Source organism: Streptomyces sparsogenes subsp. cuspidosporus, assembly GCF_039532705.1.
In the GTDB taxonomy this organism is placed as follows: domain Bacteria; phylum Actinomycetota; class Actinomycetes; order Streptomycetales; family Streptomycetaceae; genus Streptomyces; species Streptomyces sparsogenes.
The window spans coordinates 90,855-103,424 of the sequence record NZ_BAAASD010000016.1; the positions used below are offsets into that span (position 1 = coordinate 90,855).

The 12,570-nt window shown below is 74.4% G+C and carries 11 protein-coding genes; 4 read left to right on the forward strand and 7 right to left on the reverse strand.

All coding sequences use genetic code 11. The features are described from left to right. The first annotated feature begins 81 nt into the window (after positions 1-81). Both ABFY07_RS20395 and ABFY07_RS20400 read left to right on the forward strand, forming a co-directional pair. Positions 82-2,259, forward strand: a complete 2,178-nt coding sequence (locus tag ABFY07_RS20395) for an MMPL family transporter (protein WP_346175872.1) — start codon at positions 82-84, stop codon at positions 2,257-2,259. Continuing rightward, complete coding sequence (locus ABFY07_RS20400; RefSeq protein WP_346175873.1) at positions 2,246-2,605, forward strand: hypothetical protein; 360 nt, start codon at positions 2,246-2,248, stop codon at positions 2,603-2,605. The genes ABFY07_RS20395 and ABFY07_RS20400 overlap by 14 nt, the downstream gene beginning before the upstream one ends. Positions 2,606-2,684: 79 nt before the next feature. Here the strand turns inward: ABFY07_RS20400 and ABFY07_RS20405 are convergent, their stop codons facing one another. Next, a complete protein-coding gene (locus tag ABFY07_RS20405; protein ID WP_346175874.1) occupies positions 2,685-3,176 on the reverse strand; it encodes a MarR family winged helix-turn-helix transcriptional regulator in 492 nt (163 codons plus the stop codon). Positions 3,177-3,282: 106 nt separating this feature from the next. Between ABFY07_RS20405 and ABFY07_RS20410 the strand changes: the two genes are divergently transcribed. Further along, complete coding sequence (locus ABFY07_RS20410) at positions 3,283-3,699, forward strand: organic hydroperoxide resistance protein (RefSeq protein ID WP_346175875.1); 417 nt, start codon at positions 3,283-3,285, stop codon at positions 3,697-3,699. An 89-nt stretch (positions 3,700-3,788) separates the two neighbouring features. Here ABFY07_RS20410 and ABFY07_RS20415 read toward each other — a convergent pair whose 3' ends face one another. Further along, positions 3,789-4,430: a LysE family translocator gene (locus ABFY07_RS20415; protein ID WP_065958108.1), complete on the reverse strand. Its 642-nt coding sequence runs from the start codon at positions 4,428-4,430 to the stop codon at positions 3,789-3,791. A 42-nt stretch (positions 4,431-4,472) separates the two neighbouring features. After that, positions 4,473-4,904: a MarR family transcriptional regulator gene (locus ABFY07_RS20420; protein ID WP_346175876.1), complete on the reverse strand. Its 432-nt coding sequence runs from the start codon at positions 4,902-4,904 to the stop codon at positions 4,473-4,475. 70 nt (positions 4,905-4,974) lie between these two features. Here ABFY07_RS20420 and ABFY07_RS20425 point away from each other — a divergent pair, with 70 nt between their 5' ends. Continuing rightward, positions 4,975-5,478, forward strand: coding sequence for a MarR family winged helix-turn-helix transcriptional regulator (locus tag ABFY07_RS20425; protein ID WP_346175877.1), 504 nt, complete (start codon positions 4,975-4,977; stop codon positions 5,476-5,478). A 100-nt stretch (positions 5,479-5,578) separates the two neighbouring features. On the opposite strand, the gene ABFY07_RS20430 is transcribed toward ABFY07_RS20425, so the two are convergent. The 4 genes from ABFY07_RS20430 to ABFY07_RS20445 form a co-directional block, all read right to left on the reverse strand. Then, entirely contained in the window at positions 5,579-6,469 is an 891-nt protein-coding gene (locus tag ABFY07_RS20430) for an esterase/lipase family protein (protein ID WP_346175878.1), read from the reverse strand. Positions 6,470-6,698: 229 nt separating this feature from the next. Beyond that, entirely contained in the window at positions 6,699-7,826 is a 1,128-nt protein-coding gene (locus ABFY07_RS20435; RefSeq protein WP_346175879.1) for a DNA polymerase Y family protein, read from the reverse strand. Beyond that, positions 7,823-11,410 carry a DNA polymerase III subunit alpha gene (locus tag ABFY07_RS20440; RefSeq protein ID WP_346175880.1) on the reverse strand — a complete coding sequence of 1,196 codons (3,588 nt, stop codon included), beginning with the start codon at positions 11,408-11,410 and terminating at the stop codon, positions 7,823-7,825. Before ABFY07_RS20440 ends, ABFY07_RS20435 begins: the two co-directional genes overlap by 4 nt. A gap of 187 nt (positions 11,411-11,597) precedes the next feature. Continuing rightward, complete coding sequence (locus tag ABFY07_RS20445; RefSeq protein WP_346175881.1) at positions 11,598-12,449, reverse strand: helix-turn-helix domain-containing protein; 852 nt, start codon at positions 12,447-12,449, stop codon at positions 11,598-11,600. Positions 12,450-12,570 lie beyond the last annotated feature (121 nt).

Below are 12,570 nucleotides of genomic sequence, written 5' to 3' on the forward strand. Positions count from 1 at the left end.
GAAAGCAAGTCGCGACAGAGAACGGACCGGCAAGAAACGGACGGTCCGAGTCCGGGCCCGGGAGGCGGCCGGGCCGCGCTCGTGGAGCGCGTCGCCGGCTGGTCCGTCCGCCATCGCGCCCTGGCCATCGTGGGCTGGTTCGCGCTGGTGGTCGTGGCGGTCCTGGCGAGCGCGGTCATCCCGGGCGAGATGGCGAGCAGCACCGACCCCGGCGGTTCCGGCCGCGCGGAGCGGGTGCTGGACGCGCAGCAGAAGTATCCGCGGCCTCAGGAGAACGTGCTCGTCCAGGCCCGGACGCCGGACGCGGCAGGGCGTTTCACGAGGAGTCCGGAGCTGCGGCGGGCCACCGAGGACCTGGTCGCGGCGCTGCGCCGCACCCCCGGCGCGGTGACCGCCGTCCGCTCCTCGCTGGAGCGCGACGGAAGCCGGCTGGTGTCGAAGGACGGCCGCTCCGGTCTGGTCACCTTCGAGGTCGCGGGGCCCGACGAGCGGACGGCCGAGCACTACGACGCGGCGACCGAGGCGGTGAGGGCCGTCCAGGCCCGTCACCCCGGGGTGCGGCTGGCGCAGGCGGGCGACAGGAGCCTGTCGAGCGTGGTGGACGAGGGCATCAAGGACGACTTCAAGCGGGCCGAGTTCTTCTCGCTGCCGCTCACCGTGGTCATCCTGCTGGTGGTGTTCGGCTCGCTGATCGCCGCCGCGATCCCGCTGCTGCTGGCGGCCACCACCGTCGTCGGCACCTTCGGCTTCCTCCAGGTGCTGGCCCACTGGGTGCCGGTGAACAGCGCCACGTCCTCCATGGTGCTGCTGATCGGCGTGGCGGTGGGCGTCGACTACTCGCTGTTCCATCTGCGCCGGGCCCGCGAGGAGCGCGCGGCCGGGCACGGGGTCGCGGAGGCGCTGCGGACCACGGCGCGCACCTCGGGGCGGGTGGTGGTGGTCTCGGGTCTGACGGTGATGCTGTGCCTGGGCGGGCTGCTGCTCACCGGTCTCGACAACTTCAAGGGCCTGACGACCGGCGCGGTGCTGGTGGTGGGGGTGGCGATGGTCGGTTCGGTGACCGTACTGCCCGCCCTGCTGGCCCTGTTGGGGCACCGGGTGGACAAGGCGCGGATCCCGTGGGTGGGCCGCCGCCGGACCGCGGCGGACCGGTCCCGGGTCTGGGCCGCGGTGGCCCGCGCGGTGGTGCGGCGGCCACTGGTGTGGGGCGGCTCGGCGGCGCTGGCGCTGCTGCTGCTCGCGCTGCCCGCGCTGGGGATGCGGCTCCAGGACGCGGCGGTCACCGACAGCCTGTCGCGGTCGGTGCCGACGGTGGACGCGGCGGCCCGGATGCAGGAGGCGTTCCCGGGCACCCCGGCCCCGGCGAGGGTGGTGATCTGGGGGAAGGATCCGGACGCCGTGGCCGCCCCGGCGGTACGGAAGGCCGTGGAGAGCCTGCACGGGCGGGCCGCGGCGAGCGGCGGGGCGCTGAACGAGCCGATCTCGACCGCGAGGGTCGGCCGGGCGCTGGTGGTGCGGGTGCCGCTGGCGAGCTTCGGCACCGACGAGACGGCGAACCGGGCGCTGGAGACGCTGCGGGAGCGGACGCTGCCCGCCGCCCTCGGCGACCTGCCCGGGATCGACTACGCGGTCTCCGGCAAGACGGCCTTCGCCTACGACTTCACCCAGCGGGTGACCGACCGCACGCCGTACGTCTTCGCGTTCGTGCTGGTGCTGGCCTTCGTGCTGCTGGTCGTCGCGTTCCGCTCGCCGGCCGTCGCACTGGTGTCGATCGTGCTGAACCTGCTGTCGCTCGGGGCCGCTTACGGGGTGCTGACCTGGGTGTTCCAGGACGGTCACCTGAGTTCGGCGCTCGGCTTCACCTCGTACGGCGGGGTGGTCGGCTGGCTGCCGCTGTTCATGTTCGTCATCCTCTTCGGGCTGAGCATGGACTACCACATCTTCGTGCTCAGCCGGATCCGCGAGCGCCGGCTCGCCGGGGCCCAGCTGCGCGAGGCGGTGGTGGGCGGCGTCGCGTCCGGCGCGGGCGTGGTCACCAGCGCGGCGGTGATCATGACGGCGGCGTTCAGCGTCTTCGTCGTCCTGTCCGCGATCGAGTACAAGATGATGGGCGTCGGGCTGGCGGTGGCCGTCCTCATCGACGCGACGCTGGTGCGCGGGGTGCTGCTGCCCGCCGCGATCACACTGCTCGGGCGCACCGCGTTCCCCGGCCTCACTCCAGGGGAGCGATCGCCTCGCCCGCGACGTGCTGGTAGATGATCGAGCTGCGGAAGTCGACGACCTCCCGGCGCCGCTGGAGGGCACGGACCGCTTCCTGGCGGTGCGCGGCGACGCGGACCGCATCCTCACCTGCTTCCTCGAATACCTCGACGCGGACACCGTGCGCGTCCACGACCTGCTGCATCTGCGCACGCCCGACGGCTGGACGCTGCACACCGGGTCGTACCCGAAGCTGCGCCTCGCGGCCGACTGGCTCGCGGACCGCTGCCGGGAGGCGGGTCTCGAGGTGTCCACGACGGGGTGGGGCCGCGCGGCATGCGGGTGCTGGTGGCGACGCGCCCCGCGTGAGGTAGTCCACCGGGCTGAGCCGGGATCCCGGGGCTGAGCGGGTGGCGCCCGCTCAGCCCCCAGCCGCTTCCGTCCTCAGCCCTCCGCGCCGAGCACCACCGTCCAGCCCTCCGCGCTCAGCCCTCCGCGTCCGCCTGCGCGGCGTCGAGCGCCGCCGTCAGCCGCCGCAGGCGGGCCCGCAGATCGACCGCTTCCTCCGGGTCCAGCCCGCTGGCCTTGATCACCTGGAGTGGCACGGCCCGGGCGGTCTCCCGCAGGGCCTCCCCCTCCGCCGTCGGCCGGACCGTCACCGAGCGCTCGTCGTGGAGGCTGCGCTCGCGCTGGACGAGGCCCGCCGACTGCAGCCGCTTGAGGAGCGGCGAGAGGGTACCCGAGTCCAGGCGCAGGAACTCCCCGAGCTTCTTGACCGGCATCTCGCCGTGTTCCCACAGCACCAGCATCACCAGGTACTGCGGATAGGTCAGCTCGGTGTCGCGCAGGACCCGCCGGTAGACGCCGTTGAAGGCGCGGGAGGCGGCGTGCAGGGCGAAGCAGAGCTGGGCGTCGAGGCGGAGCAGGTCGTCAGCCGCTTCGCCGGGGGACGGGGCCGGGCCGGTCTGGTGTGACATACGCCTAGGGTACCTCTTAGTTGTGCACAATTAAGTTGTGTGCTCTACTTCTGCTACGGCGGAGCGCACGACGGCGCGCCGCAGGACCCGGAAAGGGATGGTCTTCATGGACGCGCTCTACACCGCGGTGGCCACGGCCAGCGGACGCGACGGCCGGGCGGTGAGCTCCGACGGGCAGCTCGACCTGGCCCTGGCCATGCCGCCGGAGCTGGGCGGCAGCGGCAAGGGCACCAACCCGGAGCAGCTCTTCGCCGCGGGCTACGCGGCGTGCTTCGCGAGCGCGCTGGGGCTCGTCGGCCGTCAGGCGAAGGTCGACACCAAGGACATCTCGGTCACCGCCGAGGTCGGCATCGGCAAGGACGAGTCGGACGGCGGCTTCGGGCTGAAGGTCACGCTGCGCGTGGAGCTGCCCGAGGAGCTGGAGGGCGAGACCGGCCGCAGCCTGGTCGAGCAGGCCCACCAGGTGTGCCCGTACTCGAAGGCGACCCGGGGCAACATCGCCGTCGAGCTGGTCGCCGAGTAATCAGCCGCACAGTCAGCCGAGCGGTCAGCCGCGCAGTCATACGGCCGGATCGGCCGGCCGTACGGCCATCTCAGCCGGGTCGGGGTCCGTCACTCCGTGGCCACGCGCACCCCGAGGCCGACCAGGGTCGCGCCGAGGAGGGCGTCCTGAGCGCGCCGCGCGCGACGGGAGCGCAGGAGATGACGGACCCGGTGGACGCCCAGCGCGGTCAGGCCGAGCCCGGTGATGCTGAACAGCACGGTGATCGCCGCGAGCCCCAGCGCGATCGGCACCGCCTGGCCGGGGCGGTCGGCGGGCACGAACTGGGGCAGGACCGCGACGAAGAAGAGCGTCGCCTTGGGGTTGGTGAGATTCGTCAGCAGCCCCTGGACGAAGGGCGTGCCGCGGGAGGGCGCCCCGGCACCGTCGCCCGGCTCACCGGCGGGCCCACCGGCCGGCTCGGCGGGTGCCCGCCAGGCCGCCCACAGTGAACGGCCGCCGAGGACCAGCAGCACCAGCGCGCCCGCCAGCTTGACCGCCTCGAAGGCCGCCTCGCTGCGCAGCAGCAGCTCCGCCAGCCCGACCGCCACGGCCACGGCGTGGACGAAGAGCCCGGCCGCGCAGCCGAGCGCGGTGCGCAGACCCGCCGCCCGCCCGCCCCGGAGCACGCTGCGGATGACCACGGCGGTGTCGAGTCCGGGCGTGATGGTGATCAGGAAGCACAGGCCCAGGAAGGACGCGAGTTCGGTCATGGCGCCCATTGTGTACGGGCGCGGCTCGTCGGGGCCGGGGTTTCACGCGACCCGTGCCGGTCGCGCCGCGCCCTCCAGGTTTTCCGCCATGCGGCGGAGCACTCCGACGGTGGCGAGGTATTCGTCGTCCGTCACCCCGTCGGTGATCCGCCGCCGGGCCGCCCCGATCCGTTCGGCCGCCGCGGCGTGGCCCTCGACGCCGAGCGGCGTGAGCGCGTACGGCCCCCCGGAGCCGTCGCGGGCGACCCAGCCCCGGCGCTCCAACTCGCCCAGGACCTCGTCGAGCGTGATCGCGCCCTCGCCCCAGAAGGGGCGCAGCGCCTCGGCGAGTCGATCCGGGGTCCTCGGGCTCGCCGACAGCGAGTTCAGGGTCTGCCAGTGGCGGCGGGCGAGGCCGCTGTCGTCCAGGGCGCGGGCGAAGTCGGCCTCGATGAGCCCGTCCAGGTGCTTGAGCCAGTAGCCGATCGGCTTCATGGTGGGTCCCCTCCCCAAGGAATGCATGTAATCTAGCAACTAGATGTTTTTGATTATGCATGGAGGGGTGATGGACGACAACCGGGCACCCGTCGGCAACCGGGAACCCGTCGACGACATCGAGCGGGCCATGGTCGCCATCCGGCGCAGCCAGAGCAGGCGTTCGCTGGCGCGGCTCGCCGACCGGGACTCCCCCAAGGGCGCGATGGCGAAGGGCGCCGCCTTCGACGTGGTGGACGCGATCGAGGCGGCGGAGCAGAGCGGGGCGCCGGCCACCGTCTCCGGGGTCGCCGCCGCCCTGGCCGTCGACCAGCCCCGCGCCAGCAAGCTGGTCGCGGGGGCGGTCGAGGCGGGGCTGGTGCGGCGGGAGGCGGACCAGGCGGACGGGCGGCGCGCCCTGCTGGTGATGACGGAGGCGGGGCGCGCCCTGACGGAAGAGGTCCGGCGGTTCCGGCGGTCCGTGTTCGCGGAGGCGATGGCCGACTGGCCGGAGGCGGACCGCGCCGAGTTCGCCCGGCTGCTCACGGATTTCGTCGGGGCTCTCGACCGGAGCGGGGGCCGGGCGCCCCGGTGACGGGCGGCCGCGCTCCCGCAGTGCCGCGCTCCCGCAGTGCCGCGCTCCCGCAGCGCTGCGGTGCCGGGCCGGGCCGCGGTGCCGGGCGGCGCCTCGTACGTCAGCAGGTCGTCGGAGTGGCGTGTTCCGGATCGAGGGCGTTGACCGCCTCGTGGAAGGCGACCTTGTCGGTCATGGCGATGGTGACGTGCTCCGACAGGTCGCCCGGGCACAGGTCCTGGACCACGACGTTCTTGACGTCGGGCCCGCTGAGGAACTGCGCGCGGTAGGGCGTGGCGACCTCGTCGTACTTGGTGGAGATGACGGTGTAGCGCACCCCGGGGACGGTGTCGCCGCCCTCGTTGAGCCGGGTGAGGAAGTCGGACCCGACCACCTGGTCCGTGAGACCCGGCGTGTGCCTGGCCAGGATGTCGGCCGCGGCCGGGAAGTAGTCGAGCAGCGCGGTGAGCCCGGACAGGGTGGTCCCATGGTTGGTGGGGGCGAACGCGACCAGCGCGTTCACCTTGGCCGCGCCGCCGAGGAACTTCAGGTAGTAACGGGGCATCATCCCGCCCTGGGAGTGGCCGACCACGTCCACCTTGGCGGCGCCGGTGGCGGCGCGCACCCGGTCCACGTAGGCGGACAGCTGCTTCGCCGACTCGCTGATCGGGCCGAGGCCGTGGAAGACCGGCACGCCGGGCAGCCGGCCGTAGTCGAGGGAGAAGACGCAGTACCCGCGGCGGACCAGATAGGGCGCGAACCCCAGCCAGTTGTCGACCGAGTTGCCGAGGGTGCCGTGGACGAGGACGACGGGGCGGGGGTGTCGGTCGGACTTGCACGCATAGTCGTTCCACCCGCCGCCCGACGCGCCCTGCGCGGCGGCGGTGTCGGGCGCGGCGGCGGTGTCGGCGGGCGCGGCGCTCGCGGCGGCGGGCGCCATGACCGCCGCGACCGCCAGGGCCAGGGCGGACAGTGACCTGCGGAGCGGGCGGATACGCCTCCAGTGCGGCATCACATGGACTCCTCGCTGGTGAGGGGGTGCGCTTGGCCGTGCGCTCTGCGATCCGGATCACAGGAGTTGTCGCGTTCGCCTCAAATTACGCGTGAGTAGCAAGCGCATCCAGCCATCCGCCGGTGAAGAAACGCTCACCCGTCCCTCACCGCACGTCCAGGAACACCACGCGGAGCCCGGGGTGTTGGGCGTGCCCCGCGTACCGGGCCGCCAGGCGATCCAGCGCCCCTCACCAGGTGTCGAATCCCCCGGCCGGGCGCACCGCCCGGTCGCCGAAGCGGGCCCGGGCCCGGTCGACGGCGGCCTCGATCCGGCGGGCCTTGTCGTCGGCGGGGTCGAAGGTCAGCTGGTGGGAGGCCTGGTCGGCGGCGGTCAGCCCCTCGGCGCGCAGCGCGAGGGACCGCACCCGCGCCCGCTGCAGGCCGAGCGCGGCGTGCAGGGCGTAGGCGGTGGCGGTCAGGGTCGGGGTGTGGGCGGTCGGCTCGGGCAGGGTCCTGCTACGGGTGGTCGTGGAGCGGTCGGCGTAGCGGACGGTGAGGGTGAGGACGCGGGCGACCTGTCCGCTGGTGCGCAGCCGGGAGCCGAGCCGGTCGGCGAGGGTGAGCAGCGCGCGGCACCTGCGCTCCGGGTCCAGCTCGTCGTGGCCGAAGCGGTGTTCGGCGCCCATGGAGCGGGCCGGGGCGTTCGGGGTGACGGGGACCGGGTCGATGCCGCGGGCCCAGTCGTGCACCCGGCGCGCGGTGGCCGGGCCGAGGATCCGGCGCAGGGTGGGCAGCGGTACGGCGGCGATCCGGGCGGCGCTGTCGAGGCCGTACGAGTGCAGGGCGCGGGCGGTCGCCTGGCCGACGCCGGGCAGGGCGGTGGGGGGCTTGTCGGCGAGGAAGGCGGCGACCGCGTCCGGGTCGCCGGAGACGGTGCGGACCGCGGACCGGGCGTCCTGGGCGGCGGCCATGCGGGCGAGCAGCGGGTTGGCGGCGACGCCGACGGAGCAGTCGACGCCGTACCGGGCCAGCGCCCGGACCCGTACGATCTCCGCGAGTCCGGCCGCGTCCCGGTCGAAGTAGCGCAGCGCGCCGGCGACATCGGCGAGCGCGGCGTCGGGCGGGATCGCCTCGACGACCGGGGTCACCTCGGTGAGCAGGGCGAGCAGGCCCTCGTAGGTGTCCGCGTCGATGCCGGGGCCGGGGCCGGCGCCAGGAGCACGGCCGGGGCCGGGGCCGGTGCGGGGTGCGCCGGAGGGCGCCTCCGCCGCCCGCTCGGCGGAGTGCCCGGCGGAGTACTCGACGGGGTGGAAGCGCACGTACAGCACATGCGGTTGCTCGCCGCTTCGGGCCGGAGGGGTCTGCCGGGGAGTCATCCCGCGCTCCCCGGGCTCGAATGCCACAGCTTGCGGCCGGTGGCGGCCTGTTCGCCCGCGGGTTGGAGGTCGGCCCACGGGTGCATGGCGTAACCGGTGGACAGGTGGATGCGGCGCCCGGAGTCGCTCCCGGCCCCGGCGTCCGCTCCGGCGGGGGCCCCGGCGGCCGCGCCGGCCGGGGCGCCGGCCCCGGCCGGCGCCGCCCGGCCGGCGCCCGCGCCCGCGCCCGCGAGTGCGGCGGCGACGGCCTCCAGGCCACCCTCACGCCGGAGTTCGACCAGGTCGGCGAGGTTCCAGACCGCCGAGCCGACGACGCTGAGGCTGCGCGGCCCGCGCCGCTGGACCACGCCCCGCACCAGCAGCAGCCAGGAGTGGAAGACGGTGTGCGCGCAGGCGGCGTGGCTGTCGTCGAAGAAGGCGCAGTCGACCAGCCCCGTGCCGTCGTCGAGCGTGGTGAAGATGACGCGCCGCCCGGAGCGGATCGGCGGCGTCTGGGTGGCGGCCTTGGCCCCGGCGACCAGCACGGTCTCGCCGTGCCGCGCGTCGCGCAGCCGCTTCGCCGGGACCGCGCCCAGCTCCTCCAGGAAGGCCCGGTGGTCGCCCATGAGGTGCCGGGAGACGTCCATGCCGAGGATGCCGAGTTCGGCGCCGAGGCGTTCCTCCGCGTCCAGGTCGGGCAGGCCGGCGGGGGCGGGCGGGGCGGTCTCGGTCAGCGGGAGCTGGCCCTCGCCGGTGCCGTCGCGCCGGGCGCCCCGCTGCTGCCGGTGCAGTTCGGCGATCCGCAGCAGCAGGTCGCGGCGGCCGGCGCCGAAGGCGTCCAACGCGCCCACCTGGGCGAGCCGTTCGGCGACCGGCCGCCCGGGGTGGGCGCGCCGCCACAGGTCCTGGAGCGAGGAGTACGGCTGGCCGGCCACGATCCGCGCGGTCTCGGCCTCGCTGATGCCGTGGACTTCGCTCAGCGCGAGCCGGATCCCGAAGGCGGCGTCGCCACCGCCCCCTGACCGGCCGCCACCCGACCCCCCGTCACCAGACACCAGTTCGATTCGATAGGCGGCCCCCGACCGGTTCACGTCCAGCGGCAGGATCGGCACCCCGCGGCGCCGCGCGTCCGCCAGCAGCAGCCGCTTCGGGTACATCCCGGGGTCGTGGGTGAGCACCCCGGCGTAGAAGGCCGCCGGGTGGTGGGCCTTGAGCCAGGCCGACTGGTAGGTCGGCACCGCGAAGGCCACGGCGTGGGCCTTGCAGAAGCCGTACGAGCCGAACGCCTCGACGATCTCCCAGGTGCGCGCCAGTACCTCCGGCCGGTAGCCGCGGTTCGCCGCCTCCGCGTGGAACCAGGCCCGCACCCGCCCCTGCCGCTCGGGGTCGGAGAGCGCGCGCCGCGCCTCGTCGGCGAGGTCCCGCTCACAGCCGGTCATGATCGACAGGATCTTGATGATCTGCTCGTGGAAGACGACCACCCCATAGGTCTCGCGCAGCGCGTCCTCCAGGTCCGGATGCGGATAGCGGGGCGCCTTGCGGCCGTGCCGCGCGTCGATGAAGGGGCGCACCATGTCGGCCGCGACCGGGCCGGGCCGGAAGAGCGATATGTCGACCACGAGGTCGTGGAAGGAGGTGGGCTGGAGCCGCCCGAGGAGGTCGCGCTGGCCGGGCGACTCGATCTGGAAGCAGCCGAGCGTCTCGGTGGAGCGGATCAGGTCGTAGGTCGCCGGGTCGTTCGGCCGCACGACCTCGGGGTCGTCCAGGTCCAGCGGCCGGCCCGTGACCCGCGCCACCTCGGCGGCCGCGTGCGCCATCGAGGACTGCATCCGCACCCCGAGGACATCCAGCTTGAGCAGCCCGAGGTCCTCGACGTCGTCCTTGTCGAACTGCGACATGGGGAAGCCCTCGCCGCTGGTGGGCACGACGGGCGTACGGGCCCGCAGCGCGGCGTCGGAGAGCAGCACCCCGCACGGGTGCATGGCGATGCCGCGGGGCAGCCCGTCCAGCGCCTCGACCAGCTCCCACAGCCTGCCGTGGCGCTCCCGCTCGGCGGCGACCTGGCGCAGCTCGGGCAGTTCGGCGAGCGCGGCGCGGGCGTCGCGGGCGCGGATGTGCGGGAAGGACTTGGCGAGCCGGTCCACCTCGGCCGGGTCCATGCCGAGGGCCGCGCCCACGTCCCGTACGGCGTGGCGCACCCGGTAGGTCTCCGGCATGGAGACGGTCGCGACCCGCTCCGACCCGAAGCGGTCGAAGATCGTGCGGTAGACCTCCAGGCGGCGCGCGGACTCCACGTCGATGTCGATGTCGGGCAGGGCGGCCCGCCGCACCGACAGGAAGCGCTCCATCAGCAGGCCGTTCGCGACGGGGTCGGCGTGCGCGATGCCGAGGAGGTGGTTGACGAAGGAGCCCGCCCCGGAGCCGCGGGCGGCCACCCGGATGCCGAGCGCGCGGGTGTCGTCGACGACCTGGGCGACGGTGAGGAAGTACGAGGCGAAGCCGAGCCGCTCGATGGTGCGCAGCTCGTCCTCCAGCCGCCCCCACCGCTCCCGGTCGCGGTCGTAGCCGCGCAGCACCATGGCGGCGGCGCAGCGCGAGCGCAGCACCCGCTCGGCGCTGCGGTGCCCGGCTCCGACCAGGTGCGGCTCGGGGAAGTGGATGCTGCCGAGGCCGATGTGGTCCTCGGGGTCGACGAGGCACGCGGCGGCGGTGCGCTCGGTCTCCTCCAGCAGCCGGCGCGCGGCGTCCCGCCGCCCTCCCGCGGCCTCCGCGATCCGCTCGGCGATCCGCGCCATGTCCCGCGGGCCCTTGAGCCAGCGCTCGCCGCTGTCGAGCGCGGCGGGGTCGCGCGGGTCGATCGGCACCAGCCTGCGGGCGGCGTCCAGCACATCGGCGACCGGGCCCTGCCCCGGTTCGGCGTACCGCACGGCGTTGCTCAGGACGGCCCGTACGCCCTGGTCGGCGGCGAAGCCGACGGTCCGGGCGGCGAGCCGCAGCGAGCCGGGTCCGGTGCCGGTGCGGCCGTGCCACACGGCCGTAAGGCGCAGCGCGTCGCCGAACAGTTCGCGCCAGGGGGCGATCAGCCGCTCGGCCCGGTCGGGGCGCCCGGCGGCCAGGGCCCGGCCGACGTCGGAGTCCGGTCCGAGGAGGACGGTCAGCGGGGCGAGGGCGGGGGCGCCGCCGCGTTCGAGGTCCTCCCAGTGCAGCAGGGGCCGGGGGTCGTCATGGGCCGACTCGGCGTGGGCGGCGGAGACCAGCCCGCACAGCGCGGCCCAGCCGGCCGCGCCGCCCCGCGCCAGGAAGACCGCGCGGGGCGTGGACTCGTCGATGAACGCCCCACCGCGCACCGGCGTGCGCCGCCGGGCCGTACGCCCCGGCTCCGGGGACCGCTCCCGTACGGCGAGGTCCACCCCGAACAGCGGCCGCACCCCCGCGGCCGCGCTCGCCCGGGCGAACCGGACCGCCCCGGCGAGGCTGTCGCGGTCGGTCAGCGCGAGCGCGTCCATGCCGCGCTCGGCGGCGCACTGGGCCAGCCGCTCCGGGTGGACGGCTCCGTAGCGCATCGAGAACCCGGAGGCGGTGTGCAGATGCGTGAAGCCTGGCATCCACACCTCCCGCTGCTCGTCACACCCCCTGACCGTCCCTGCTCGCCACGCGGCGGTGCCGCCTACCGACTACAGCCCCCGGCCTCACTGTAAACCAATCCTCGAACAGTCGTGCGAACGGACCCGCCTGCCCCGGTGACCTGCGGGAATTGCACCTCCCCTTCCTTCACCATAAAGGACTAATGGCTTAATACTCCTCATAACGCCCGACAGTCGTCGGGGTTTGGGATGCGGGGGCGCCAGTGCGGCGGCCGGCTCGGTAGCGGCCCGGGGTCGTTCCGATGATGTGGGTGAAAGCCGTGATGAAGCTGCTGGGGTTGGCCCATCCGCAGGCGTGTGCGGTGTGGATGGTGTCGTGGCCGTCGGCCAGGAGCACGAGCGCGTGGTGGATGCGCAGCTGCGTGCGCCACTCGTAGAAGGTCATGCCGAGCTCGTCGCGGAACAGCCGGCTGAGGGTGCGGGTGCTCGCCCCGATCGCCTTCCCGAGTTCGGCCAGCGTGGCGTTGTCCCCGGGCGTCTCGTACAGCTTCCGGGCGATGGCTCGCAGCCGGTCGTCCCGTGGCTCGGGGAGGTGCAGTGGCTGTTCGGGTGCTTCGCGGAGTTCGTCGACGAGGACGCGGAGGAGGCGAGCGCGCGCGGAGCGGCTGTAGCCGGGCGCCGCGTCGTCGTAGTTGCGGGGGCCGGTCAGGGCGAGCAGGACCTCGCGGGCGAGGCCGGAGGCCAGGAACACGGCCGGATGGTCCGGGACGAGCCGGGCGAGGGAGGGCGCGAGAAAGACGATCCGCATGTCGGTGTCACCGTGGGCGCGGTGGTAGTGCGTGAACCCGGCGGGGGTCCAGGCGACCCGGTTGGCGGGGACGATCGAGGTGCCGCGCTCGGTGTGCACCGCCAGGACGCCGCCGGCCGCGTACACCAGGTGTCCCCGTGCGTGCGACTGCGCCGCGCTCGTTTCGCCGGACGGCCAGAGGTGACGCCCGCCGGACGGCCACACATGGGACGTCACACCGGCGTTCAGGCGACCTTGGCGGCGAACGGGCATCGGTTGGCATTCTATCGGTGGCAAGCCATGTCTCGATCTCGTGAGACTGCCTCCATGCGGAGAGGCTTTCGGTCGCGCGGAGCGCCCGGCGTCCGACCGCACCGCAGGGCATCGAGGCAGC